Source organism: Thermomonas mangrovi, from assembly GCF_028201335.1.
Classification (GTDB): Bacteria; Pseudomonadota; Gammaproteobacteria; order Xanthomonadales; family Xanthomonadaceae; genus Thermomonas; species Thermomonas mangrovi.
Window position 1 is genome coordinate 377,770 of sequence record NZ_JAPEVV010000001.1, and the last position, 24,292, is coordinate 402,061.

The 24,292-nt window shown below is 69.8% G+C and carries 24 protein-coding genes; 7 read left to right on the forward strand and 17 right to left on the reverse strand.

Annotated elements, in window-relative coordinates:
- The first annotated feature begins 126 nt into the window (after nucleotides 1-126).
- Nucleotides 127-1,029, forward strand: a complete 903-nt coding sequence (locus ON759_RS01865) for a DnaJ C-terminal domain-containing protein (RefSeq protein ID WP_271678644.1) — start codon at nucleotides 127-129, stop codon at nucleotides 1,027-1,029.
- A gap of 42 nt (nucleotides 1,030-1,071) precedes the next feature.
- On the opposite strand, the gene pilH is transcribed toward ON759_RS01865, so the two are convergent.
- The 11 genes from pilH to purB form a co-directional block, all read right to left on the reverse strand.
- Nucleotides 1,072-1,449, reverse strand: coding sequence for a twitching motility response regulator PilH (gene pilH / locus ON759_RS01870; protein ID WP_271678645.1), 378 nt, complete (start codon nucleotides 1,447-1,449; stop codon nucleotides 1,072-1,074).
- 71 nt (nucleotides 1,450-1,520) lie between these two features.
- Nucleotides 1,521-2,525, reverse strand: coding sequence for a YhdH/YhfP family quinone oxidoreductase (locus tag ON759_RS01875; protein WP_271678646.1), 1,005 nt, complete (start codon nucleotides 2,523-2,525; stop codon nucleotides 1,521-1,523).
- Nucleotides 2,522-3,133 (reverse strand): LOG family protein, encoded by a 612-nt coding sequence (locus ON759_RS01880; RefSeq protein ID WP_271678647.1) that lies wholly within the window; start codon nucleotides 3,131-3,133, stop codon nucleotides 2,522-2,524. The genes ON759_RS01875 and ON759_RS01880 overlap by 4 nt, the downstream gene beginning before the upstream one ends.
- Nucleotides 3,130-4,218: a calcium:cation antiporter gene (locus ON759_RS01885; protein WP_271678648.1), complete on the reverse strand. Its 1,089-nt coding sequence runs from the start codon at nucleotides 4,216-4,218 to the stop codon at nucleotides 3,130-3,132. Before ON759_RS01885 ends, ON759_RS01880 begins: the two co-directional genes overlap by 4 nt.
- A gap of 93 nt (nucleotides 4,219-4,311) precedes the next feature.
- On the reverse strand, nucleotides 4,312-5,742 hold the full coding sequence (lpdA, locus tag ON759_RS01890; RefSeq protein ID WP_271678649.1) for a dihydrolipoyl dehydrogenase: 1,431 nt from the start codon (nucleotides 5,740-5,742) through the stop codon (nucleotides 4,312-4,314).
- A 55-nt stretch (nucleotides 5,743-5,797) separates the two neighbouring features.
- Nucleotides 5,798-7,009 (reverse strand): dihydrolipoyllysine-residue succinyltransferase, encoded by a 1,212-nt coding sequence (gene sucB, locus ON759_RS01895; protein WP_271678650.1) that lies wholly within the window; start codon nucleotides 7,007-7,009, stop codon nucleotides 5,798-5,800.
- Between the two features lie 38 nt (nucleotides 7,010-7,047).
- Complete coding sequence (locus ON759_RS01900; RefSeq protein WP_271678651.1) at nucleotides 7,048-9,879, reverse strand: 2-oxoglutarate dehydrogenase E1 component; 2,832 nt, start codon at nucleotides 9,877-9,879, stop codon at nucleotides 7,048-7,050.
- Between the two features lie 145 nt (nucleotides 9,880-10,024).
- Nucleotides 10,025-10,942, reverse strand: coding sequence for a GNAT family N-acetyltransferase (locus ON759_RS01905; RefSeq protein ID WP_271678652.1), 918 nt, complete (start codon nucleotides 10,940-10,942; stop codon nucleotides 10,025-10,027).
- Nucleotides 10,939-12,147 (reverse strand): cupin domain-containing protein, encoded by a 1,209-nt coding sequence (locus ON759_RS01910; RefSeq protein ID WP_271678653.1) that lies wholly within the window; start codon nucleotides 12,145-12,147, stop codon nucleotides 10,939-10,941. Before ON759_RS01910 ends, ON759_RS01905 begins: the two co-directional genes overlap by 4 nt.
- Nucleotides 12,144-13,064: a subclass B3 metallo-beta-lactamase gene (bla, locus tag ON759_RS01915; RefSeq protein ID WP_271678654.1), complete on the reverse strand. Its 921-nt coding sequence runs from the start codon at nucleotides 13,062-13,064 to the stop codon at nucleotides 12,144-12,146. Before bla ends, ON759_RS01910 begins: the two co-directional genes overlap by 4 nt.
- Before the next feature lie 2 nt (nucleotides 13,065-13,066).
- Nucleotides 13,067-14,425, reverse strand: a complete 1,359-nt coding sequence (gene purB / locus ON759_RS01920; RefSeq protein WP_271678655.1) for an adenylosuccinate lyase — start codon at nucleotides 14,423-14,425, stop codon at nucleotides 13,067-13,069.
- A gap of 80 nt (nucleotides 14,426-14,505) precedes the next feature.
- Here purB and ON759_RS01925 point away from each other — a divergent pair, with 80 nt between their 5' ends.
- Nucleotides 14,506-15,930, forward strand: coding sequence for a class II fumarate hydratase (locus ON759_RS01925; protein WP_271678656.1), 1,425 nt, complete (start codon nucleotides 14,506-14,508; stop codon nucleotides 15,928-15,930).
- 28 nt (nucleotides 15,931-15,958) lie between these two features.
- Here the strand turns inward: ON759_RS01925 and ON759_RS01930 are convergent, their stop codons facing one another.
- The 6 genes from ON759_RS01930 to ON759_RS01955 all read right to left on the reverse strand — a co-directional run bounded on the left by ON759_RS01930 (nucleotide 15,959) and on the right by ON759_RS01955 (nucleotide 20,024).
- Nucleotides 15,959-16,654 (reverse strand): DUF2884 family protein, encoded by a 696-nt coding sequence (locus tag ON759_RS01930; protein ID WP_271678657.1) that lies wholly within the window; start codon nucleotides 16,652-16,654, stop codon nucleotides 15,959-15,961.
- 25 nt (nucleotides 16,655-16,679) lie between these two features.
- On the reverse strand, nucleotides 16,680-17,333 hold the full coding sequence (locus ON759_RS01935; RefSeq protein ID WP_271678658.1) for a hypothetical protein: 654 nt from the start codon (nucleotides 17,331-17,333) through the stop codon (nucleotides 16,680-16,682).
- Between the two features lie 104 nt (nucleotides 17,334-17,437).
- A complete protein-coding gene (locus tag ON759_RS01940; protein WP_271678659.1) occupies nucleotides 17,438-18,511 on the reverse strand; it encodes a hypothetical protein in 1,074 nt (357 codons plus the stop codon).
- Entirely contained in the window at nucleotides 18,508-19,389 is an 882-nt protein-coding gene (locus ON759_RS01945) for an ABC transporter ATP-binding protein (protein ID WP_271678660.1), read from the reverse strand. Before ON759_RS01945 ends, ON759_RS01940 begins: the two co-directional genes overlap by 4 nt.
- The gene (locus ON759_RS01950) at nucleotides 19,386-19,757 is read right to left on the reverse strand and encodes a GntR family transcriptional regulator (RefSeq protein ID WP_271678661.1); all 372 of its coding nucleotides are present in this window, start codon (nucleotides 19,755-19,757) and stop codon (nucleotides 19,386-19,388) included. The genes ON759_RS01945 and ON759_RS01950 overlap by 4 nt, the downstream gene beginning before the upstream one ends.
- Before the next feature lie 3 nt (nucleotides 19,758-19,760).
- Nucleotides 19,761-20,024 carry a hypothetical protein gene (locus ON759_RS01955; protein ID WP_271678662.1) on the reverse strand — a complete coding sequence of 88 codons (264 nt, stop codon included), beginning with the start codon at nucleotides 20,022-20,024 and terminating at the stop codon, nucleotides 19,761-19,763.
- Between the two features lie 208 nt (nucleotides 20,025-20,232).
- Between ON759_RS01955 and ON759_RS01960 the strand changes: the two genes are divergently transcribed.
- From ON759_RS01960 to ON759_RS01980, 5 genes are all read left to right on the forward strand, one after another.
- Entirely contained in the window at nucleotides 20,233-21,150 is a 918-nt protein-coding gene (locus ON759_RS01960; RefSeq protein WP_271678663.1) for an FKBP-type peptidyl-prolyl cis-trans isomerase, read from the forward strand.
- 84 nt (nucleotides 21,151-21,234) lie between these two features.
- Complete coding sequence (locus tag ON759_RS01965; protein WP_271678664.1) at nucleotides 21,235-22,020, forward strand: FKBP-type peptidyl-prolyl cis-trans isomerase; 786 nt, start codon at nucleotides 21,235-21,237, stop codon at nucleotides 22,018-22,020.
- A 72-nt stretch (nucleotides 22,021-22,092) separates the two neighbouring features.
- Nucleotides 22,093-23,439 (forward strand): UDP-glucose dehydrogenase family protein, encoded by a 1,347-nt coding sequence (locus ON759_RS01970; RefSeq protein ID WP_271678665.1) that lies wholly within the window; start codon nucleotides 22,093-22,095, stop codon nucleotides 23,437-23,439.
- 4 nt (nucleotides 23,440-23,443) lie between these two features.
- A complete protein-coding gene (locus ON759_RS01975; RefSeq protein WP_271678666.1) occupies nucleotides 23,444-23,671 on the forward strand; it encodes a SlyX family protein in 228 nt (75 codons plus the stop codon).
- Nucleotides 23,672-23,677: 6 nt separating this feature from the next.
- Nucleotides 23,678-24,289, forward strand: coding sequence for a DUF2058 domain-containing protein (locus tag ON759_RS01980; protein WP_271678667.1), 612 nt, complete (start codon nucleotides 23,678-23,680; stop codon nucleotides 24,287-24,289).
- Nucleotides 24,290-24,292 lie beyond the last annotated feature (3 nt).

Consider the following 24,292-nt stretch of genomic DNA (forward strand, 5'->3'; position numbering starts at 1 on the left):
TCGGTGGGGTTGGAAGGTGTTGTAACCTGACGCGCATTCGTTGCACGTCAACACCCGGTCGCGCGCCACGTCGCGGCGATTAGACTACGGCCTGCGGCACCCACGGGCCAGCAGGACGTAGCAAGCATGGAATTCAAGGATTACTACGGGATCCTCGGCGTCGAGCCCAGCGCGGGCGATGCCGAGATTAAGACCGCCTACCGGCGCCTGGCGCGCAAGTACCACCCCGACGTCAGCAAGGAAGCCGGGGCCGAGGACAAGTTCAAGGCGGTGAACGAGGCGTACGAGGCGCTGCGCGATCCCGCCCGGCGCAAGGCCTACGACCAGTTGCGCGCCGGCGGCTACCGGCCAGGCGACCAGGTGCGGCCACCGCCGGGTGGCTTCCACCGCGGCCCGGGCGGGCAGCCCGACGTGGACTTCGACGAGATCTTCGCCGGTGGCGGGGCGGGTGGTGGGTTCTCGGATTTCTTCGAGAGCCTGTTCGGGCGCGGGCGTGCCGGCGCGGGTCCGCGCGGGCCGCAGGCGCCGGGCGAGAGCCGGGCCAAGCTCGCGGTGCCGCTGTCGGCGGTGCATGCCGGCAGCAGCGTGCGCATTTCGGTGGGCGGGCGCACCCTCGACGTGCGCGTGCCCAGGGGCATCCGGCCGGGACAGGCGATCCGCCTGTCCAGGCTGGGCAATGGCGGTGGCGACTTGCTGCTGGAGGTCGAATACGCCGCCGACCCGCAGTTCGAGGTCGACGGGCGCAACGTGATCCACGTGCTCCCGGTCGCGCCATGGGAAGCCGCGCTCGGCGCCACGATCAGCGTGCCGACCCTCGGCGGGCCGGTCGAGCTCAAGATCCCGGCCGATTCCGAATCCGGCCGCAAGTTGCGCCTGCGCGGGCGTGGCCTGCCGGGGACGGGAGGTGCCGCGGACGGCGACCAGATCGTCGAATTGGAAGTGCTGGCGCCGCGGGCGCACAACGATGCGCAGCGCGAGGCCTATGCACGCATGCGCGATGCGTTCGGGGACGACTGGCGACGCGGGTGACAGGCAGGGCACGCGCGCGGCATCGCCGCACGCGTCGCGCGATCAGGCTGCGGGCGCGCCGCCGAGCTGCTGGACGATCAGCTCGGACAATTCGGTCTCGCTGAACGGCTTGGTGATGTAGGCCTTCGCACCCTGGCGCATGCCCCATACGCGGTCGGTGTCCTGGTCCTTGGTGGTCACCAGCACCACCGGGATGTGCTTGGTCGTCGCATCGCGGGTGATCGAGCGCGTGGCCTGGAAGCCGTTGAGGTTCGGCATCACCACGTCCATCAGGATCAGGTCGGGCAGGTCGCGCTTGGCGGCCTCCACCCCGGCCGCGCCATCCTCGGCGGTCAGCGCCTCATGGCCCAGTTTCTCGACGATGCGGCGGATGCCCATCAACTGGGAAGGGGAGTCGTCGACGATCAGGATGCGTGCCATGCAGGTGGTCCCCGGGGATGCCGCTCGATTGTAGCGGGCGCGCGCGCGCGCGCAAATGCGCCGGCCGTGCTTCAGGGCGTGTCTGCGACGCGGACCACGGTCCGTCCCAGCGAACCGCCTGCCAGCATGGTCTCGAACACCGCCGGGAGGCCGTCGAGGTCGGTTTCGCGGGTGCACACGGCATCGAGGTTGGCCGGCTTCCAGTCGCCGGCCAGCCGGCGCCAGACCTCGTCGCGGATGTCGCGCGCGGTGCCGGCGGAGGCCACGCCGAGCAGGGAGACGCCCCGGATGATGAAGGGCATGACCGTGGCGTGCAGCTCGTGGGTCGCCGCGAGCCCGGCGCTGGCGACGTTGCCGTAGGGCGCGGTCTGCGCCAGCAGGCCGGCCAGCATGGCGCCGCCGACATTGTCGAGGCCGCCGCCGAAGCGCGCCGACGCCATCGGCGCGGCCGTCTCCAGTACCTCGCGACCGAGCACGGCGTGCGCACCCAGCGACGTGAGATAGCCAGCCTGGTCGGCCTTGCCGCTGATCGCGTGCACCTCGTAGCCTGCCTTGGCGAAGATCGCGATCGCCAGCGAGCCGACCCCGCCGGTGGCGCCGGTAACCGCCAGCGGGCCGAGTGCGGGGGATTGCCGGTTCTCGGTCATGCGCAGCAGGGCCAGCGCGGCGGTGAAGCCGGCGGTGCCGAGGATCATCGATTCGCGCAGGCTCAGCCCGGTGGGCAAGGGGATCACCCAGCGCGATTCGAGCCGCGCGTATTCCGCGTAGCCGCCATCGCGCGTCTCCGACAGGCCGCTGCCGGTGACCAGGATCGGGTCGCCTTCCTTGAACGCCGGGTCCGTGGACGCCACCACGTGGCCGGCGACGTCGATCCCGCCGACCAGCGGGAAGCGGCGCAGGATCTTGCCCTGGCCGGTGCCGGCCAGCGCGTCCTTGTAGTTGACCGAGGAGTACGCGGTCTTGATGACGACCTCGCCGGGGTTGAGGTCGTCGATGGAGACGGCCTCGATGCCGCTGCGATAGCCGTCGCCGTCGTTGTGGATGCGGAATGCGCGGAAGGCCGCCAGGATGGTCATACATCCTCCGTCGTCAAGGCCAGTTGCGAGCGCCGCTTCTCGTCCAGCCACTTGTCCGCCTGCGCCGGCAGGTAGCCGCGCATCCACGCGAGCAGGGCGTCCATGTCGTCGCCGTGCCACATGTCCTGGCGTTGCTCGGGATGCAGGAAGCGGGCGGCCACCATGCGATCCAGCATCGCCATCAGCGGCTGCCAGAAGTCGTTCACGTCAAGGAAGGCGCAAGGCTTCTTGCCGAGGCCGAGCTGGCGCCAGGTGAGCATCTCGAACATCTCGTCGAGCGTGCCGAAGCCGCCGGGCAGGGCGACGAACCCGTCGGCCAGGTCGAACATCCGCGCCTTGCGCGCATGCATGGAATCGACCACCTCCAGGCGCGTCAGGCCGCGATGCGCGACCTCCCAGTCCACCAGTTGCTGCGGGATCACGCCGATCGCCTCGCCGCCATGCGCGAGCACGGCATCGGCGACGATGCCCATCAGGCCGACGTTGCCGCCGCCATAGACCAGCGCGATCCCGTCCTTCGCCATCCGTGCGCCGAGGGCGCGCGCCATGTCGGCGTAGGCAGGGTCGTTGCCGGCGTTGGAGCCGCAGTACACGCACAGGGTTTTCACGGAAGGAAACTCATGAAGAGGTAGGCGACGAGCAGGACCACATGCACGATCCCGAGTTGCAGGTTGGTGCGCCCCGTCCGCAACGAGATCGAGGACACGAACAGGGTCAGCGCGAGCAGGACCGTGGACTTGTGGTCCAGCCCCAGTGCCAGTGGCCAGCCCATCGCGAGCGCCACGATGGCGACCGTGGGGATGGTCAGGCCGATGCTGGCGATGGCCGACCCCATTGCGAGGTTGAGGCTGGTCTGCACGCGGTTGGCGATGGCGGCACGCATCGCGGCGACGCCTTCCGGCAACAGCACCAGGGCGGCGATGAGGATGCCCACGACGCCGCGCGGCGCGCCGGCACGGTCGAGCGCGGATTCCATCACCGGTGCCAGCAGCTTTGCGCTGAACACGACGACGACCAGCGCGACCAACAGCAGGATGATGCTGGCGGATGTTTCGCCGCGGGTGGGCGGTGCGGCGTGTTCGTCCGCGGCATCGGTGTCGTCCACGGGCAGGAAGTAGTCGCGGTGGCGAACCGCCTGGAACAGGGTGAAGGCGGCGAACAGCACCAGGGTGGCGACCGCGATGAACCCGAGCTGCGCCGGCGTGTAGGTGGGGCCGGCGGTGGTCGTGGTGTAGTTGGGGAGGACCAGGGCGAGGATCACGATCGCGCTCAGGGTCGCGAGCGCGGCGGTCACCCCGTCCACCTGGTAGTGCTGGATGAGGTGGCGGCGACTGCCGGCGAGCAGGCTCAGGCCCACGATGCCGTTGAGGATGAGCATCACCGCGGCGAACACCGTGTCGCGCGCGAGCCCGGCGGTGTCCTCGCCGCCGCTCAGCATCATCGACACGATCAGCGCGACTTCGATCGCGGTCACCGCCAGCGCGAGCACCAGCGTGCCGTAGGGCTCCCCGACCTTGTGCGCGATCACTTCCGCGTGGTGGACCGCAGCGATCACGCTGCCGAACAGGCCCGCCACCAGCAACGCCTGCAATATGGCCAGGCCCGGCATCGCGGTGGAGACGGCGAGGGCGAGCAGGCCGGCCGCGGGAACGATCGCGGTCCAGGCGGGGTTGTGGCGGATGGCGGGTGGCATCGTCCGATTATGGTCGGTTTCCGGCGTGACCGGCCGCTTCCGGAACGCAAAACGGCGCCCGCAGGCGCCGCTTCGCGACCGACCGCGTGGCGTTCAGTTCGCCTTGTGGATCGCCCGCTTGTGCACCGCCATCGCGGCGTCGTGCACGGCTTCGCTCAGCGACGGGTGCGCATGGCAGATGCGCGCCAGGTCGTCGGCGCTGCCCTTGAACTCCATCGCCAGCACGCCCTCGTGGACCAGCTCGGACACGTTGGCGCCGACCAGGTGCATGCCGAGGATGGTGTCGGTCTCGGCGTGCGCCAGCACCTTCACGAAGCCCGCCGGCTCGGCCATCGCCACCGCGCGGCCGACCGCGGCGAACGGGAAGCTGCCGGCCTTGTACGGAACGCCTTCGGCCTTCAGCTGTTCCTCGGTCTTGCCGACCCAGGCGATTTCCGGCTCGGTGTAGATCACCCACGGGATGGTGTCGAAGTTGACGTGGCCCGGCAGGCCCGCGATCAGCTCGGCCACCGCGATGCCTTCCTCGAAGCCCTTGTGCGCCAGCATCGGGCCGCGCACGCAATCGCCGATCGCCCACACGCCGTCCACGCCGGTATGGCAGTGCTCGTCGACCACGACCTGGCCGCGTTCGTTGAGCTTCACGCCCGTCCCTTCGGCCAGCAGGCCCTTGGTGGCGGCGCGGCGGCCGACGGCCACCAGCAGCTTGTCGACCACCAGCGACTGTTCGGCGCCCTTGTCGTCGGTGTAGCCAACGTGCACGCCGTCCTTCTTGACCTCGGTGTTGCTGACCTTGCAGCCCAGCTTGATGTCCAGGCCCTGCTTCTTGAACTCGCGGGCGGCGACCTTGCCGACTTCGGCGTCGGCGGCGGCGAGGAAGGTCGGCATGCCCTCGAGGATGGTGACCTCGGCGCCGAGGCGCTTCCACACGCTGCCCAGCTCCAGGCCGATCACGCCGGCGCCGATGACGCCCAGGCGCTTCGGCACCGCGTCCAGGTCCAGCGCGCCGACGTTGTCGATGATGTGCTCGCCGAACCTGGCGAACGGCAGTTCGATCGAATCCGAACCCGCCGCGATGATCACGTTGGTGCCGTGCAGTTCGACCTCGGAACCATCGTGCTGCTTCACCTTGACCACGTTGCCCGGCTGCAGCTGGCCGTAGCCGTAGAACGCCGCGACCTTGTTGGCCTTGAACAGCGCCGCGATGCCGCCGGTGAACTGCTTCACGATGCCGTCCTTGCGGGCGACCATCTTCTTCACGTCGATCGCCGGCTTGTCGAAGCTGATGCCGTGCTGGTCGAAGAGGTGGCCCATGTTCCAGAACTGGCGGCTGGAATCCAGCAGCGCCTTGGACGGGATGCAGCCCACGCGCAGGCAGGTGCCGCCCAGCGCCGGCTTGCCGTCCTTGCCGAGGGCGGCGTCGATGCAGGCGGTCTTCAGCCCGAGCTGCGCGGCGCGGATCGCCGCATGGTAGCCGGCCGGGCCGGCGCCGATCACGACGACGTCGAACTTCTGTGCTTCGCTCATTGCGGATGTCCCTTCGTTGCGAACAGGAAGCCCCGCTGGGCGGGGCTTCGCGCGATCACATGCCGAGCAGCATGCGGTGCGGGTTCTCGAGCTGGTTCTTGATGTCGACCAGGAACAGCACCGCGTCCTTGCCGTCGATGATGCGGTGGTCGTAGCTCAGCGCGATGTACATCATCGGCGCGGCGACGACCTGCCCGTTCTCGACGATGGCGCGCTCCTTGATGGCGTGCATGCCCAGGATCGCGCTCTGCGGCGGGTTGACGATCGGCGTGCTCATCAGCGAGCCGAAGGTGCCGCCATTGGTGATGGTGAAGGTGCCGCCCTGCAGGTCCTCGAGCTTCAGCCCGCCCTCGCGCGCCGCCTTGGCGAAGCCGGCGATGCCGCCCTCGATGTCGGCGAACGACATGCGCTCGACGTTGCGCAGCACCGGGGTGACCAGGCCCTTGTCGGTGGACACCGCGACGCTGATGTCGGCGTAGCCGTGGTAGATGATGTCGTTGCCGTCCACCGAGGCGTTGATGATCGGGTGGCGCTGCAGCGCGTTGGCCGCGGCCTTGGCGAAGAAGCTCATGAAGCCGAGCTTGATCCCGTTGGCCTTCTCGAAGGACTCGCCCAGCTCCTTGCGCATGGCCATCACCTTGCCCAGGTTGACCTCGTTGAACGAGGTCAGCATGGCGATGCTGTTCTTGGACTGCATCAGGCGCTCGGCGATGCGGGTGCGCATGCGGGTCATCGGCACGCGCTCCTCCGGGCGGGCGCCGGCGCCCACGCCGGCGGTCTTGCCGCTCGCGTAGTTGACGATGTCTTCCTTGGTGACCATCCCGCGGCGGCCGGTGCCGGCGACCTCGGCCGGATTCACGCCGCTGGTCGCGGCGGCGAAGCGCGCGCCCGGCGGCAGTTCGCCACCCACGGGGGCGGGCGTGGTGCTGGCGGGCGCAGCGGCCTGCGCCTTGGCGGCCTCGGCCTTCGGCTGGACCTGCTCGGGGCCGGCGGCGGGGGCGGCAGCGGCCGATGCGGCGGCTGCGACGGCGCCTTCCTCGATCACCGCGATCACTTGCGCGCTGGTCACCGTGGCGCCGGCGTCGAACTTGATTTCCTTCAGCACGCCATCGACCGGCGACGGCACTTCCAGCACCACCTTGTCGGTTTCCAGGTCGAGCAGGTTCTCGTCGCGCTTGACCGCGTCGCCGGCCTTCTTGTGCCAGCTGGCGATGACCGCGTCGGAGACGGATTCGGGGAGGACCGGGACTTTGACTTCGGTGGCCATGGAGGGCGTCCTGTCGGGAACTTGGAGGAGTGTCGGGGTTATTCGGCGGCCGCTTGCGCGCCGGCGGGGTTGACCAGCGCGTCGGCGACCAATTGCACCTGCTCGGCCACGTGTTCGGCCAGGTGGCCGGCGGCGGGCGAGGGCGAGCGGGCGCGCCCGGCATAGCTGAGCGACTGCTTCGGCTGCAGGCAGCTGCGCAGGTGGTGCTGGATCTGGTACCACGCGCCCTGGTTCTGCGGCTCTTCCTGGCACCACACGACTTCGGTCGCGGTGCCGAAGCGTTGCAGTTCGGCGGTGAGTTCCGGGCGCGGGAACGGATACAGCTGTTCGATGCGGACCAGGGCGACGTCGGCCAGGCCGCGCTTCTGCGCCTCTTCCAGCAGGTCGTAGTAGACCTTGCCCGAGCACAGCACCACGCGCCGGACCTTCTTCGCGGTGGCGGTGGTGTCGGGGATCAGGCGCTGGAACTCGCCGTTCGCCAACTCGTCCAGCGTGGACACCGCGAGCTTGTGGCGCAGCAGCGACTTCGGCGTCATCACCACCAGCGGCTTGCGCGTGCCCATCTTCATCTGCCGGCGGATCATGTGGAAATCCTGCGCCGGGGTGGTCGGCGCGCACACGATCATGTTCTCCAGCGCGCACAGCTGCAGGAAGCGCTCGAGGCGCGCCGAGCTGTGCTCGGGGCCCTGGCCTTCGTAGCCGTGGGGCAGGAACAGCGCGAGGCCGCAGAGGCGGTCCCACTTGGCCTCGCCGGCGGCGAGGAACTGGTCGATCACCACCTGGGCGCCGTTGGCGAAGTCGCCGAACTGGGCTTCCCAGATGTCGAGGGTCATCGGGTCGGCGGTGGTGTAGCCGTATTCGAACGCCATCACCGCTTCCTCGCTGAGCAGCGAGTCGATGATGGTCACGTCTTCCTTGTTCGACACCAGCTCGCGCAACGGCAGGTAGTAGTCGTCGGTGGCCTGGTCGTGGAGGATCGCGTGGCGGTGGAAGAAGGTGCCGCGGCCGCAGTCCTGGCCGACCAGGCGCAGCCGGTAGCCCTCGCTGACCAGCGTCGCGTAGGCGAGGTTCTCGGCGAAGCCCCAGTCGCCCGGCAGCTCGCCGGCGGCCATCTTGCGGCGGTCCTCGTAGATCTTGGCGACGCGCGGGTGCAGGGTCACGCTGCCCGGGATCGCGTTGATGCGCGAGGCCAGGCCGTCCAGCATGCCGCGGTCGACGCGGGTGTCGACCGGGTCGGACAGCTTGGCGGCGAGGTAGGGCGACCAGTCGACCGAGAACGCATCAGCCTTGGCCGGGGCGAGTTCGGTGGTGACTTCGCCGGCATCCAGCTTGGCGCGGTAGCCATCGACCAACGCCTGCGCATCGGCCTCGGCCAGGGTGCCTTCGGCGGCCAGGCGCGCGGCGTACAGCTCGCGCGTGGTCTTCATCGCGCGGATCTTCTTGTACATCACCGGCTGCGTGGCCGCGGGCTCGTCGGCTTCGTTGTGGCCGTGGCGGCGGTAGCAAACGAGGTCGATCACCACGTCCTTGGCGAAGCGCTGGCGGAAGTCGAAGGCGAGCTCGGCGACGAAGGCCACGGCTTCGGGGTCGTCGCCGTTCACATGCAGCACCGGCGCGCCGACCATCTTGGCGACATCGGTGCAGTACAGGGTCGAGCGTGCGTCCTCTGCCGCGCTGGTGGTGAAGCCGACCTGGTTGTTGATCACGATGTGCAGGGTGCCGCCGACCGCGAAGCCGCGCGCCTGCGACATCTGGAACAGTTCCATCACCACGCCCTGGCCGGCGAAGGCGGCGTCGCCGTGCATCAGCACCGGCAACACCTGCTTACGCGCCTTGTCGCCGCGGCGCTGCTGGCGCGAGCGCACGCTGCCGGCGACCACTGGGTCGACGATCTCCAGGTGCGACGGGTTGAACGCCAGCGCCAGGTGGACCGGGCCGCCCGGGGTGGCGATGTCGCTGGAGAAGCCCATGTGGTACTTCACGTCGCCGGTATGCGCGTGGTCGCCGGCGCGGGCATGCTCGAACTTGCCCTCGAATTCGTCGAACAGCTTGCGCGGCGGCTTGCCCAGGGTGTTGACCAGCACGTTGAGGCGGCCACGGTGGGCCATGCCCAGCACCACGTCCTTGACCCCGTCCTCGCCGGCGCGGCGGATCACCACGTCCATCATCGGGATCAGGCTTTCGCCGCCTTCCAGCGAGAAGCGCTTCTGGCCGACGTACTTGGTGTGCAGGTAGCGCTCCAGGCCCTCGGCGGCGGTCAGCCGCTCCAGGATGCGCGCCTTCTGCTCCTTGCCGCGACCGTAGTGGCCGGCGGCGGTTTCCAGGCGTTCGTACATCCAGCGCCGCTGCTCGGCGTCGGTGATGTGCATGAATTCGGCGCCGACGCTGCCGGCGTAGGTCGCCTTCAGCAGGGCCAGCAGGTCGCCCAGCTTCATCCGCTCCCGGCCGCCAACGCCGCCGGTGCTGAATTCGGTGCCGAGGTCGGCGTCGGACAGGCGGTGGAAGGCCAGCCCGAGGTCCGGGGCCTCCGGCTTCGGCGCCATGCCCAGCGGGTCGAGGACGGCGGCGAGGTGGCCGCGCGAACGGTAGGCGGTGATCAGCTTGCCGACTGCGCGCTCGCGTTCGTCGCCGCTGCCGGTGGCCACCACGCCGCGCGCGGCTTGGCGGCCGGCTTCGGCGATGTGCTCGATGACCGCGGAGTGCGGGACGTCGCCGGCTTCGTGGCCCTTCAGGGCATCGAAGTACTGCTTCCACTTCGGCCCGACGCTGTCCGGGGCCACCAGGTACTGTTCATACAAGTCCTCGATGTAGGCGCCGTTGGCACCGAGCTGCGAGGACTGGGCAAACTGCTTCAGGAGGCTATCCGCCATGGCCGGGGCTGCACTTGTTCCGTAAGTGGTTGATCCGGAACGGCTGGCCCGCAGGGGCACGACCGCACGGAAGGGAGCCGCAAGGGCGCGGAATTATACGCCTTCGCTCTTCCGCACTGCATCATGTGCTTTGGTCGAACACGGCTCACAGCCCCAGTGCGCGGTATTCGGTCACCGGCCGTGCGCGCTCCCAGGCCTCGTCGTGGGCGGCCCGCAACTGCCGGCAGCGCGGCGCGGCGTCGAAGCCGGCCTCGCCTTCGACCGGATCGCCCAGGCGACGGACGTAGTAGCCGCCGCCGTCGCTGGCGATGAAGGCCGCGGGATCCTCGCGGTCGACCGGATCGACGAGTTCGCGGAAGCCGAAGATGCTGGGCAGGCGTTGCGCGAGCGTCAGCAGCGGTGCGTGGCCGCGCTGCGGCGCCGCGGCGTCGCGCAACAGGATCCGCACCTGGTTGCCGCGCCCGGCGGTGGCGAAGGCGCGCAGGGCGTCGAGCACCGGCGGCGCATCCAGCAGGCCGGGGTCCAGCGCATGGCTGCGGATCCACAGCCAGCGGCGGGCGCCGACGATGATCCGCTGGGTCGCCTCGATCGCCAGCGTGCGCGCATGGACCGGGTGCGGGCCATCGAGGGTGCGAGCCATGGCCTGGTGCGCGATGCCGGCTTCCATGAAGCGCTCGCCGACGGGCACGAACCCGTGGCGGGCGTAGAACCCGATCGCGTCGACCTGCGCATTGAGATGGACCGCCTGCGTGCCCTGCAGCCAGGCGGCGTCGAGCAAGGCGCGCAGCAGGGCATCGCCGACGCCGTGGCCGCGCCACGGCTTGCGCACCGCCATGCGGCCGATGTGGCGGTCCGGGGTGAGGCGCCCGGTGCCGATCGGCGTGCCATCCTCCAGCCTGGCCAGCACATGCACGCAGGACGGGTCGCGCGCGGCGTCGCGTTCCAGTTCGGCGGGCACGCCCTGTTCGGCGACGAACACCTCGTCGCGCACCCGCCGCAGGTCGGGCAGGGCCGCGGCATGCGCGACCACCTCGACCCGGAACGGTGCGACCCCGGCGTTCATTCGCCGTCGTCGAGCTGCAGCTGGTAGTGGCCGGATTCCAGCAAGGCGATCACCGCATCGCGGCCGGCCTGCGACAGCCCCTCGTAGAGGCCGCCACCCACAGCGTCCGCGGCGGCGAGGCGGGCGGCATCCCGCGCCGGCAGCACATGCACCTGCCCACCGGCGTACAGGCGGGCGCCCTTGGCGGCGCGACGCCAGGCCATGCGCGACCACGGATGCCGCGCCAGCGTGGCGCCGTGGGCCAGGTCCCATTCGACCTCGATGCGCGGGCGCGCGGCCTCGTCGGCGGCCGGTTCCACCGCGCTGCGGTACTGGGTGATGAAGCTGCCGAACCAGTCGCCGAGCTTGTCGGGGTCGCGCATGCGCAGGGCGTTCAGCGCCTCGACCACGCGTCGCATCGCCTCGCCGTCGATCTCGTACGGATCGCTGGCGGGTTGCAGGTCCGGATCGAGGTAGCGCAACGCGTCCGGCGCGTCCGCGGCCAGGGTATCGACGAAATCGCCGAGCAGCTCCGCAGCGCTCGGTGCGCGCATGCCCACCGAGAAGGTCAGGCAGGGATCCTCGGCGACCCCGTGGTGGGGCACGCCGGGCGGCAGGTAAAGCAGGTCGCCGGGCCCGAGCACCCAGTCGTGGGTGGCATGAAACTCGCGCAGCAGCTTGAGTTCGACGTCGGGCCGGAAGCCCAGCGGCGGGTTGGGGCCGGCGTCGATCATCCAGCGCCGGTGGCCCTGCGCCTGCAGCAGGAACACGTCGTACTGGTCGATGTGCGCGCCGACCGAACCGCCGGTGGCGGCGAAGCTCACCATCACGTCGTCGATCCGCCAGCGCGGCAGGAAATCGAAGCGGTCGAGCAGGGCGCGCAGGTCGGCGTCCCACTTGTCCATGTCCTGCACCAGCAGGGTCCAGTCGCGGTCGGGCAGGGCGGGGAACACGTCTTCCGGGATCGGCGCGCTGCGCACGCGCCAGCCGTCCGTCGCGCGGTCGTGCTCGATCAGCCGCGCCAGCACGCCGTCTTCGCAGGCCAGCCCGGCGAGGTCCTCGGGCTGCAGCGGCGAGACGTAGCCGGGGAAGGCGTTGCGGATCAGCAGCGGGCGCTTCTGCCAGTAATCGCGCAGGAACGCGGCGGGCGTCATGCCCAGGGGGTGCGGGCCGGCGGCGGCGTCGATCTCGAACGGCAGCGGGGGCGTGCGGCGCTTGGGGGTCATGGCGCGGGTTCCTTGCGTTCCTCGGACAGGCGCGCGGCGAGGTTGGCGCGGGCGTTCACGGCGAACGCCTGGCAGGCGCCAGGGTCGACCAGCGGCGCATCGCCATTGAAACGGGCCAGCAGGTTGCTGGCGGCGGGGTGCGGGGTGATGAGCAGGTCGCAGGGCAGGCCGGCGACGATGTCGAGGCTGTGTTCGAAGGCGGCGACGTAGGCGGGGTGGTCGCTGAAGCGGTAATGGTCGTCGGTCAGCGCGCTATGGCTGTCGACGTAGGCGATGTCGAGGCAGCGCGTCCCCTCGCAGGAGCGCCAGGTCCAGCTGGTGCCGCCCGGCGCGTGGCCGGGGGTAGCGTGCGAGGCCAGCGCGAGCCCGCCGAGGCGCACCACTTCGCCATCGGCCAGGGTGCGTACGTCGGCCACGGGCGGGAAGCCGGTCAGCTCGCCGAACTGCGGATCCTCGCGATCGGACCGGCCACGCCGCAGGGTGGCGACGGCCGGCGCACGCGCGAGCAGCGGCGCGCCGGTCGCTTGTTGCAGCCCGGCCAGTCCGCCGGCGTGGTCCATGTGCTCGTGGGTGTTCAGCAGCCGCTTGACCTGGCGCGGATCGAAGCCGAGCGCGCGGATGTTCGCGAGGATCGCGGCAGGCGCCTGCTCGGTGGCGCCGTCGACCAGGATCGCGCCGGCATCGCCCACCACCAGCACGGCGGCGATGCCGCAGGTGCCGACGTAGTACGTGTTGCCGAAGATCCGGCGCGGCGGTGCACGGTCGCTCCAGCCCTGCATTGGGCTGGCGTCGAGCGGACAGGCCGGCACGCCGGCGGGCTCCGCGGCGGCGGTGGGTGCAGGCGCGGTGCGTTCCGACTGCGCCGCGCAGGCCGCGAGCAGCGCGGCCGCGATCATCGCGGCGAACCCGCGCCGCATGCTCATACCGCCCGCGCGAGCTGCTCGGCGAGGCCGGTGTAGCTGCCGGGCGTCATCGCGAGCAGGCGCTGCTTCGCGTCGGCGGGCAGGTCGAGGCCTTCGATGAACGCGCGCATCGAGGCCTCGGTGATGCCCTGGCCACGGGTCAGCGCCTTCAGTTGCTCGTAGGGATTGGGCAGGCCGTGGCGGCGCATCACCGTCTGCACGGCCTCGGCCAGCACTTCCCAGCTGGCGTCGAGGTCGGCGGCCAGCCGCTCCGGGTTGGCGCTGAGCTTGCCCAGGCCGCGCTGCAGCGCATCGAAGCCGATCAGCATGTGGCCGAAGGCGGTGCCGAGCGCGCGCAGCACGGTGGAATCGGTGAGGTCGCGCTGCCAGCGGCTGATCGGCAGCTTGGCGGCGAAGTGCTCGAACAGCGCGCTGGCGATGCCGAAGTTGCCCTCGGCGTTCTCGAAGTCGATCGGGTTGACCTTGTGCGGCATGGTGCTGCTGCCGACTTCGCCGGCCTTGACCGCCTGCTTGAAGTAGCCCTGCGAGATGTAGCCCCAAGTGTCGCGGCAGAGGTCGATGGCGATGGTGTCGATGCGCTTGGCGACGTCGCACAGTTCGGCCACGCCGTCGTGCGGTTCGATCTGGGTGGTGTAGGGCTGCCAGTCCAGGCCCAGCGATTCGACGAAATGCCGGGAGAAGGCCGGCCAGTCGATGTCCGGATAGGCCGCGACATGCGCGTTGTAGTTGCCGACCGCGCCGTTGATCTTGCCCGGCATCGGCAGCCCGGCCAGCACCTCGCCCTGGCGCTGCAGGCGCGCGACCACGTTCGCCAGTTCCTTGCCGACGGTGGTCGGCGAGGCAGTCTGGCCATGGGTGCGCGAAAGCATCGGCAGCGCCGCATGCTCGTGCGCCATCGCCCGCAGCCGTTCGATCAGCGCGTCGAGCTTCGGCAGCAGCACGTCCTGGCGGGCCTGGCTGAGCATCAACGCATACGACAGGTTGTTGATGTCCTCGCTGGTGCAGGCGAAATGCACGAATTCCAGCGCCGGGCCCAGCTCGGGGTCGTCCTGCAGGCGTTCCTTGATCAGGTACTCCACCGCCTTGACATCATGGTTGGTGGTGGCTTCGATCGCCTTCACCCGCGCCGCGTCCGCGACCGAGAAGCCGTCGGCCAGGGCGCGCAGCCGCGCCACCGCGGCAAAGGGCTTGAGTTCGACGATGCCGGGCTCGTTCGCCAGCGCCAGCAGCCACTCGACCTCGACCTTCACCCGCGCGCGGATCAGGCCGTACTCGGAGAAGATCGGGCGCAGGGCGTCGACCTTGCCGGCATAGCGGCCATCGAGCGGGGACAGGGCGGTGAGGGCGTCAGGCATGGGGGCAAGGGCGTGCGGGGAATGCACGATTCTAAACCCCGGCGACGCTATCCTCGGCGGATCGACCACCGGAGCAGGCCATGGCCCGTCGCACCCACGCCGCCCCGCGGGGCTTCCGCCTCGAGCACGACAGCATGGGCACGCTGCAGGTTCCGGCCAGCGCCCTGTGGGGTGCGCAGACCCAACGCGCCCGCGACAATTTCCGCATCTCCGGCCGGCCGATGCCGGAGGCCTTCGTGCGCGCCCTGGCGCTGGTCAAGGCCTCGGCGGCAGTGGTCAATGGGCACCTCGGCCTGCTCGACCGCACCCGCGCCGACGCCATCATGGAAGCGGCCACCGCGGTGGCCGGCGGCGCGCATGCCGAGCAGTTCCCGATCGACCGTTACCAGACCGGCTCGGGCACCTCCAGCAACATGAACGCCAACGAGGTGATCGCCCACCTCGCTGCCCGCGACGCGGGGCTGCCGATCCACCCGAACGACCACGTCAACCTCGGGCAGAGCAGCAACGACGTGGTGCCGACCGCGATCCGGGTGATGGCGGTGGTGGAAGCCCGGCGCTCGCTGCTGCCGGCCCTGGCGCACCTGCGCAAGGCGATCGACAAGCGCGCCAGGGCGCTGGGCAAATCGGTCAAGACCGGGCGCACCCACCTGATGGACGCGATGCCGCTGAGCTTCGCGCAGGAATTGGGCGGGTGGTCGGCGCAGCTGTCCTCCGCGCAGGCGCGCATCGAGGACACCCTTAAACGCGTGCGGCGCTTGCCGATCGGCGGTACCGCGATCGGCACCGGCATCAACGCGCACCCGAAGTTCGGCAAGGGCGTGGCGAAGGCGCTGTCGGCGGCGACCGGCGCGAAGTTCGAGCAGGCCGGCAACCTGTTCGAAGGGCTCGCGGCGCAGGACGACCTGGTGGAACTGTCCGGGCAATTCAACGCGCTGGCGGTGGCGCTGATGAAGATCGGCAACGACCTGCGCTGGATGAATTCCGGACCGCTGGCCGGGCTGGGCGAGGTCGAGCTGCCGGCGCTGCAGCCGGGCTCGTCGATCATGCCCGGCAAGGTCAACCCGGTGATCCCGGAGGCGCTGTGCATGGCCTGCGCGCAGGTGATGGGCCTGCACCAGGTGATTTCGATCGCCGGCCAGAGCGGCAACTTCCAGCTCAACGTGATGCTGCCGTTGATCGCCTGCGACCTCGACGAGGGCAGCGGGCTGCTCGCCAATGCGATGCGCGCGCTCGCCGACCAGGCCATCGCCGGCTTGCGGGTGCGCTCGGACCGCGTGGCCCAGGCGCTGGATCGCAATCCGATCCTGGTCACCGCGCTGAACCCGGTGATCGGCTACGAGGCCGCGGCGAAAATCGCCAAGCGTGCGTACGCCGAGCAGCGCCCGGTGTTGGATGTCGCGCTGGAAGACAGCGGCCTGCCGGAAAAGCAGTTGCGCCGTTTGCTGGATCCCGCCGCGCTCATCCGGGGCGGCATCCGCGACGGCGCGGGCGGCGGGGGCTGAGGCCACCCGCCGCAATGGTCCCGGGACGTCAGGCCTCGCCGCTGGTGACGGCGACGCCGTTGTCCTTGCCGTGCTTGCCGCAGTCGTCGATGTCGGCCTGGGTCATCCGCGCGTAGGGCTTGAAGGCCGGCAGCGAGGCCGCCAGCGCCTGCTGGCTCGCCATCAGGCCGGGCAGCTGCTTGCACAGCTTCATCGCCTCGGCTTCCAGCTGCTTGCCCTGCGTCTCCATCTTCTGCCGGAACGCCTCCTCGCCTTCCTTGCCGCCGAAGATCACGCCGACCACGCCGCCGATGGCCTCGCCGGCGAGGTCCGCGCCCTTGCCGCCGATCGCCATCCCGGACTCGGCGATGCCCAGGATCTGCCCGCGGTAGGCGAGCAACTGCTGGCGCTGTGCAGCATCGATGGCGACCGCCTTGCCTTCGATCAGGAGGTCGCCCTGCGGCGTGATCTCGGCCTTCGGCAGCCCGGTCGCGTCGTTGTGGATGCGGCGACCGTTGATGTTGATGTCGATGCCGTCGCTGATGCTGATGTTCTGCGTCGCCAGCTCCTTGCGCGCCTCGTCGAGCGCCTTGTCGACGTGGCGGCCGATGAAGCTCTTCGGGCCGTCGGCGGAGGCCACCGGCGGCGCGGGTGGTGCGGGCGGGGCCGGCGGCGCCGGGGGTTCGCTGCAGGCGGCGAGGGTGGCGAGCGAGGCTGCGAGGGCAAGCGTGGTCAAGCGGGTCATGGCGTCGATCCTGGTCTCGGTCGGGTCAGCGTACGGCGAATTCCTGGCGTACGTCGGATTCGCAGTCGGCGATGTCGTCGGCGTCCAGCGTGGCGTAAGGCTTGAATTGCGGCAGGCTGGCGGCGAGCCGCTGCTGCGAGTCGCGCAGGCCCGGCAACTGCCGGCAGATGCCGCGCACCGCGGGTTCGATTTCCCGCTTGACCATCTGTTCGACGCGACGCTCCAGTCTGCCGGTCAGGCCGCCCCAGACCAGGCCGAGCATGGAACCGTTGCCGACCGCATCCAGCGCCGCATCCGCGCTGCGCTGGCCGATCTCGATCCCGTACTTGGCGACTTCGATGACGCGCGCGCGGTAGTCGAGCAGTTGCCGGCGCTGGGGGACGTCGATCGCCACGCGCTGGCCGCCGACGAGGAAGTCGCCCGCCGGGGTGATCTCGGCGCGCGGCAAGTCCTTGCTGGCGCGGCCGTCGTCGCCGAAGCGCAGGCTGTTGTCGACGCGCAGGTTGTCGGTCTCCAGGTCGCGGCTGGCCTGTGCCAGTTCGGTGCGCACTTCGCGGCGCGCATCGGCGAGCTCCTGGCGGATCTCGGTGGTGATGCCGCCGTCCCTGGTGTCCCCCGCCTGGGCGGCGGTCGGCAGCAGCAGGCAGGCGGCGGTGGCGAGGATCACGGGCGTCTTCATGGCGGTCCCTTGCGGAAGGTGGTCTGGCGGGGCTGTGTGCGTGTGGGGTGGGCTGGACCCGGCATCGATGCGCCGTCGGTCGGACGGCGCATCGGCCAGTGGCGTCAGCCTTCGTCGCGCCAGCGGCGCAGGCGGATCGCGGCGTAGATCATCGCCGCTCCGACGGCCGCGCCGATCCACAGTTCCGCAGTGCCGAAGATCGCCCAGCTCTTGCCGATCTGGATGGCGTTGACGAAGTCGCCCGGGTTGTTGATATGGGAGGATGCGTGCTCGCGCACGCTGTCGTTCATGTACCAGCTGCCCGGGAATACGCTGACCAGCCCGCGGGCGACGATGTTGCGCCAGAACCAGCCGGTATCGAGGTTGAACACGTTCATCAGTCCGAACCAGCTGACCACGATGCCGGAGAACACGGGGACGAGCAGCGCCCACAGGAACGGCTTGCTCTTCGACCAGGCCGAGCACAGCATCAGCCAGCCGACGGTCGGCAGCGACCACACGGCATACACCGGTATCAGCGCGATCAGGCAGGCAGCGATCTTCAGCGGGCTGCCCAGACCCCACACCAATGTCAAGGGATTGGCCCCGTGGAGCAGCGCGAAGGCGCTAATCATGACCAAGAAGCAAAACATAGTGACGATCGCGGCGGCCACGGCCAGGACGGGCGCGACGAGCACGGCGCTGGCGAGCTTAGACAGCACCGTGTCGCGGTCGGAGACCGGCAGCGACTTCCAGAACAGCACGCTGCGGTCCTTGCGCTCGTCGTACAGGCTGCCAAGGCAGTAGAAGAACACGACGAATCCCAATACCACCATGGGCCACATCGCCCAGGAGAACATGGCGATGTCCAGGCCACCCGCCCAGTTGCGCATCGCCTCGGCATCCATGTGCGAGGTGAGGGCGCTCAGGTCGAGTCCGTTGACGTGGATGTCGCCGTCGATTTGCATCCGGCCCTCGGAAACCGCACGCCGGCCGGCGACTTCGGCGACCACCATCGCCATCAACAGCATCACCAGCGAAATCCCGCCGGCCCAGATCGGCGCCCAGAAGAAGCCGCCCTTGTGTTCCCAGAACTCGCGCCGCAGCAGCAGCTTCAGCTTGTGGGTGGCGTGCGGGGCCACGCGCGGGGTGCGCGGGCGTTCGGCGTCCATCGCCATCGCGTCGACAGAGGTGTTCATGCGTAAGTTCCCTTCATGGTGGCGACGAACAGGTCGGCCAGGCCCGGCGTGCGGGTCTCGCCCAGTTCGCCCAGGCGGGCGGCATCGGCGCCGTCGAACAGCATCACGGTCTTGCCGAAGGGCAGGGCGCGCTCGTCGACCGGCTTGAGCGCGCGCGCCGCTTCGACGCGGTCGGCGTTGACCAGCACTTCGGTGTAGCGCTCGCCCAGTGTGTCCATCGGCGCGTCGAGGACGATCTTGCCGTCGCGGATGAACATCACGTCGGTGAGGATGTGCTCGATCTCCTCGACCTGGTGGGTGGTGACCAGGATGGTCTTCTCCTCGTCGAAGTAGTCCTCCAGCAGGCGCTGGTAGAACTGCTTGCGGTAGAGGATGTCGAGGCCCAGCGTAGGCTCGTCCAGCACCAGCAGGCGGGCGTCGATCGCCATCACCAGCGCCAGGTGCAGCTGCACGATCATGCCCTTGGACATCTCCCGCACGCGCAGGTCCGGCTTGAGCTGGGTGCCCTCGAGGAAGCGGCGGCACTTGGCCTCGTCGAAGCGCGGGTGGACGCCGGCGACGAAGGCGATCGCCTCCTTGACCTTCATCCAGCGCGGCAGCACCGCCACGTCGGCGATGAAGCAGATGTCGTTCATCAGTTCGTCGCGCTGGGTGCGCGGGTCCTTGCCCAGCACCTTGAGGTCGCCCTCGAAGGGCACCAGGCCCAGGATCGCCTTCAGCGCGGTGGTCTTGCCGGCGCCGTTCGGGCCGATCAGGCCGACGATGCGGCCCAGCGGGACCTCGAAGCGGGTGTCGTCGAGCGCCAGCTTGTTCTTGTAGGCCTTGCGCAGGCCGCGGGCGACCACGACCGGGCTGCCGTTGCGGATCTCGGTGTTCATGCCTGCCCCCACTTCGACTTCGGGTCGAGCAGTTCCTTCGGGTCCAGGCCCAGGCGCTGGATGCGCTCCAGCACCATCGGCCATTCCTCGCGCAGGAAGCGTTCGCGTTCACTGGCCATCAGCCGCGCCGTGGCCCCTTCCGTCACATACATGCCCAGTCCCCTGCGTTTTTCGACAAGTTGGTCGTCCGCGAGCTCCTGGTAGGCGCGCGAGACGGTGATCGGGTTCAGCTGGTACTCGGCGGCCACCTGGCGCACCGAGGGCAGCGCATCGCCCGGGCGGAGCACGCCGTCGAGCATCATCGCGACGACGCGTTCCTTGAGTTGGCGGTAGATGGGCGCGCCATCGTTCCATTCGACTGCGGTCATGGCTCAGCCCCGGGGTGCGAAGGAGAAGAAGGGCATCGCCACCGTCTGCCGGCCATGCCGCGTGCGGCGGGCGGGCGGGGTGGCCTCGTCGGCCTGCGGGCCGGCGTCGGCGAGCGTGGGCTCGGCGGCGTCGAGGTCCGCGAGGGACGGGGTGATGCCGGCGGGGGCGATATCCGGCGTGGCCGGTACCGCCATCAGGAGGCCGACCAGCAGCAGGCAGCTGCAAGTGACCAGGCCGATCAGGGTGTTGTGGAGCTTGCGGATCATGGCAGCCGTCCTGCTCTGGGTGTTCGGTGTTGTAGGCAACTATAACACTAAGAAATCCCCGGTCAAGCATCGCGTGACCCAACTGAAGTCATGGTTCCCAGGGGGGGGCGCCCGGGCGGCCCGGGATTGCCGCGCCGGCGCCCGCGGACGACAATGCCGGGCTGCGTCGGCATCGGCCGCCGCGTCCGGTCACTACAGGAGTCCCCCGATGCGCTTCCCGCTGCGCGCCGCCTGCGCGCTGTTCCTTGCCCTGGCTGGCCAGGCCGCCATTGCCCAGGACGCCACGCTGCCGACCGAGCGCGACAAGATCGGTTACATGATCGGGATGGACGTGGCGCGCTCGGTCGCGCCGGCGGTCCCCGACATGGACATCGCCGCGTTCCAGCGCGGGGTCGAGAATGCGCTCGCCGCAGGCAAGCCGTTGCTCGACGCGGCCGAGGCGCGCGCGACCTCCGAGTCGTTGATGGCCAGCATCAACGCGCGCAAGGGCGGCGGCAAGCCGGCCGCCGCACCCGATCGCACCAAGGTGGGCCTGTTGGTGGGTGGCGACATCGGCCGCTCGCTGGCGAAGATCAAGGGCGAGTTCGACATGCCGCGTTTCCTGCAGGGCTTCCGCGCGGCGTCGGACCCGAACGGCAAGCCGGTGCTCTCCGAGGCCGATGCCAACGCGCTGCGGACCGTCTTTTCCGCGCGCCTGCAGGCGGCCCAGCAGGCGGCGGCGACCGCCGCGGCGGGCGCGAACCTCAAGGATGGCGAGGCCTTCCTGGCCAAGAACAAGTCGGTCAAGGGCGTCTTCACGACCCCGAGCGGCTTGCAGTACATGGTGCTGCGACAGGGCAACGGGCCGCGGCCGAAGCCGGGTCAGCGGGTGCGCGTCAACTACGAGGGCAAGTTGCTGGACGGCAAGGTGTTCGACAGCTCCTACGAGCGCGGCCAGCCTGCCGAGTTCTCGCTCGACCAGGTGATCCCGGGCTGGACCGAGGGCGTGGGCCTCATGCCGGTCGGCGGCAAGTACCGCTTCTGGATTCCCGGCAAGCTCGGCTATGGCGAGCGGGGAACTCCCGACGGTTCCATCGGTCCCAATGCCACGCTTCAATTCGACGTCGAGCTGCTCGGCGTCAAGTAACCGCATGCGCGTGGCTCGCCACGCCCCCGGCAAGCAGGCCGCGCCGCAGCCCGCTTGCCCCCAGACCCAGGAGTAGGAAGTCCGATGAAGCCCGTTGCCCGCGCCACCGCCGTCGCCGTTGCCAGCGTTCTGGCACTTGCCGCATGCCAGAAGCCCGCCGACAAGCCGGCGGCGACCTCCGAGGCCGCCAAGGGCACCGATGCCTCGGGCAAGGATGCCGCGGGCAAGAGCCAGTACCCGGGCCTGCCCACCGAGAAGGAGCAGATCAGCTACACGATCGGCTTGGCGATGGGCAAGCAGCTCACCGAGATCAAGGACGAGATCAACGTCGATACCGTGGTCAAGGCGATGCGCGCCCAGCTCGCCGGCGAGAAGGTCCTGCTCACCGAGGACCAGGCGAAGGCGATCTTCGAGTCCTTCGGCCAGAAGATGCAGGCCAAGCAGATCGCCAAGATGATGGCCGACGCCAAGGCCAACCAGGAGAAGGGCGACAAGTTCCTCGCCGAGAACGGCAAGAAGCCGGGCGTGGTGACCACCGCCTCCGGGCTGGAGTACCAGGTCCTGACAGAGGGCACCGGCGCGAAGCCGGGCCCGAAGGACGGGGTGAAGGTGCATTACAAGGGTACCTTGCTGGACGGCAAGACCTTCGACAGCTCCTACGACCGCGGCCAGCCGGCGGTGATGCCGTTGGAAGGCGTGATCCCGGGCTGGAGCGAGGGCCTGCAGCTGATGAAGGTCGGCGGCAAGACCAAGTTCTGGATCCCGGCCAAGCTCGCGTACGGCGAGCAGGCACCACCGATGATCGGCCCCAACCAGGTGCTGGTGTTCGAAGTCGAGCTGCTGGACATCGTCAAGCCGGCCACCAAGTAATCGCGTCGTCCGGCAAGGGGACGTATCCTCGGATGCGTCCCCTTTTCCATTCCAACGCACGGATCCCAGCGCATGCGCGTCTGCATCTTCGGCACCGGCTACGTCGGGCTCGTCACCGGGACCTGCCTCGCCGAGGTAGGCCATGACGTGGTCTGCGTGGACATCGACCAGGCCAAGGTCGACGGCCTGAACCGCGGCATCATCCCCATCTACGAGCCTGGCCTGGAGCCGATGGTCAAGGCGAACCATGCCGCCGGCCGCCTGCGCTTCACCACCGACGCCGGCAGCGGCATCGCGCATGGCGACGTGCTGTTCATCGCGGTCGGCACGCCGCCCGACGAGGATGGCAGCGCCGACCTGCAGTACGTGCTGGCGGTGGCGCGCACGATCGGCCGCCACCTGGCGCGGCCCGCGGTGGTGGTCGACAAGAGCACGGTCCCGGTCGGCACTGCGGACAAGGTGCGCGCGGCGATCGCGGACGAACTGGCGCAACGCGGGGCGGCGATCGCCTTCGACGTGGTGTCCAACCCCGAGTTCCTGAAGGAGGGCGCGGCGGTCGAGGACTGCATGCGCCCGGACCGCATCGTGCTCGGCGCCGACAACCCTGCCGCGATCGAGAAGCTCAAGCGCCTGTACGCACCGTTCAACCGCAACCACGACCGCATCGTGGCGATGGACGTGCGCTCGGCCGAACTGACCAAGTACGCGGCCAACGCGATGCTGGCGACCAAGATCAGCTTCATGAACGAGATCGCCAACATCGCCGAGCAGGTCGGGGCGGACGTCGAGATGGTGCGCAAGGGGATCGGCTCGGATCCGCGCATCGGTTGGCACTTCATCTACCCGGGCGCGGGCTACGGCGGTTCCTGCTTCCCCAAGGACGTGCAGGCCCTGGCGCGCACCGCGCAGCAGCATGGCGTCGAGCCGCGCCTGCTGGCGGCGGTGGAGGGCGTCAACGAAGCGCAGAAGGCGCACCTCTTCGAACTGATGGTGCGCCACTACGGCGGCGAGGCCGCGTTGCGCGGCAAGACCGTGGCGCTGTGGGGCCTGGCGTTCAAGCCGAATACAGACGACATGCGCGAGGCCTCCAGCCGGCGCCTGCTGCAGCTGCTGTGGGACGCCGGCGCGCGCGTGCAGGCCTACGATCCCGAAGCGATGGACGAGGCGCGTCGGATCTTCGGCGAGCGCGCCGACCTGTGCCTGTGCGGTTCGGCGGGCGAGGCGCTGCAGGGCGCCGACGCGCTGGTCGTGATCACCGAGTGGAAGCAGTTCCGCAGCCCGGATTTCGCGCGCCTGCAGGCGGCGCTGGCGGACGCGGTGGTGTTCGACGGCCGCAACCTGTACGAGCCCGCCGAGGTCGAAGCCGCTGGGCTGGCGTACTACGGCATCGGCCGCGGGCGCTCGCTGGTGGTGCGCTGACGCCATGGACCGCCTTGAGCAACGCCTGGTCGACCTGGAGACGCGCCTCGCGTTCCAGGAGCACGCCCTGCAGGAACTCAGCGACGCCGTCGCCGCCGCGCGCGCGGAGGAGGCCGGCAATGCGCTGCGCCTGCATCGTGCCCTCGACGAACTGCGGCAGTTGCGCAGCATGCTGGCCGCCAGCCCGGTGGTCGGCGATGCCGCCAGCGAACCCCCGCCCCCGCATTACTGATCCGCCATGAGCAATTCCCTCAAGGACCAGCTGCTCGGCCTGGGCTTCAGCGCCCCGAAGCCGGAGCCGCGCCCGCAGAAGCCGAAGCCGAATGCCGCGGGGCGCCCCGCGCCGCCACGGCAGGCGCCGCCGCACCACGCCCGCAAGGACGCGCCGCGCAAGGACCACGCGCGCAAGCCGCCGCGCACGCGCGAGGACATCGACCTCGCCAAGGCCTACGCCATCCGCGCGCAACGCGAGAAGGACGAGCGCATCGAGGCCGAGCGGCTGAAGCAGGAAGAGGCGCGCAAGCGCCGCGAGGCCAAGGCCTCGCTGGCCGCGTTCGTCGCCGGCAAGGGCCTCAATGCCGCCGATGCGGAGCATGTCCGCCATTTCGAATACGGCGGCAAGATCAAGCGCATCCACGTCACCGCCGACCAGCTGAAGGCCTTGAATGCCGGCGAGTTGGGCGTGGTGCAGCTGGATGGCCGCTACGTGCTGGTCGATGCCGGCACGCTCGCGCAGGCCGAGGCGATCTTCGCCCCGGCGATCGCGCTCAAGGTCGATCCGGATGCGCCCGCCGAGCAGGATCCGTATGCCGATCCGCGCTACCAGGTGCCCGACGACCTGGTCTGGTGAAGC